The 749-nt window shown below is 71.9% G+C and carries 1 protein-coding gene; it reads left to right on the top strand.

What is annotated here, in order from left to right:
• The first annotated feature begins 71 nt into the window (after positions 1-71).
• On the top strand, positions 72-587 hold the full coding sequence (locus tag EAH89_RS30975) for an IS630 family transposase (RefSeq protein ID WP_140888041.1): 516 nt from the start codon (positions 72-74) through the stop codon (positions 585-587).
• Positions 588-749 lie beyond the last annotated feature (162 nt).

Below are 749 nucleotides of genomic sequence, written 5' to 3'. Positions count from 1 at the left end.
TGACTCTGGTGTGATTTCCGCGTAGGCGGGGATGGTGATTCGCTTCAGGCCTGACCTGGCGGGGTAGGCGGATGGGGCGAGCCCTGGAGATCCGGAGGGATGTGGCGAGTGCGGGCGATCTCCGGCGCTTGGCGCGGCGCGAGCGGAACCGACGAACCGCGACGCGGATGCTGGCGGTGGCGCAYGCKCTGGACGGGCTGAGCCGGGCGGAGGCGGCACGGCTGGTGGGGCTGGAGCGGCAGGCGTTGCGTGACGCGGTGGTGCGCTTCAACGCTGAGGGCCTGGAGGGTCTGCGAGACCGGCCCAAGCCAGGGCGGCCCTCCGCGCTGAGCGAGGCCGAGCAGGCGGTGCTGGTCGCCACCATTCTGCGCGGGCCTGACCTGGAGCACGACGGCGGGGCGGAGTGGACGCTGCCGATGCTGTGCCGCTGGATCGAGGGCCGGTTTGACAAGCGCCTTCACCCGGCCAGCTTGTCGCGGGTGGTGAGGGGGCTGGACCTGTCGCGGCAGAAGACCAGGCCACGGCACCCCGAGGCCGACGAGGCGGCCAAGGCGGCCTTCGCAAAAGGGGGCTGCGCCGTGCTGTAGCGGCCGTTGCCGCCGATCATCCGGGCCAGCGGATCGAGCTCTGGTTCCAGGACGAGGCCAGGGTGGGCCAGAAAGGCCGCACCGGCCATCGCTGGTGGGCACGCGGGCAACGCCCGCGCGGGCTGTGCGATCAGCGCTACGACTGGACCTACCTCTACGCTG

It is taken from the genome of Muricoccus nepalensis (assembly GCF_006438825.1).
In the GTDB taxonomy this organism is placed as follows: domain Bacteria; phylum Pseudomonadota; class Alphaproteobacteria; order Acetobacterales; family Acetobacteraceae; genus Roseomonas; species Roseomonas nepalensis.
Note: the sequence above shows the minus strand (reverse complement) of the source record. Positions and strands in the feature narration are given on the sequence as shown.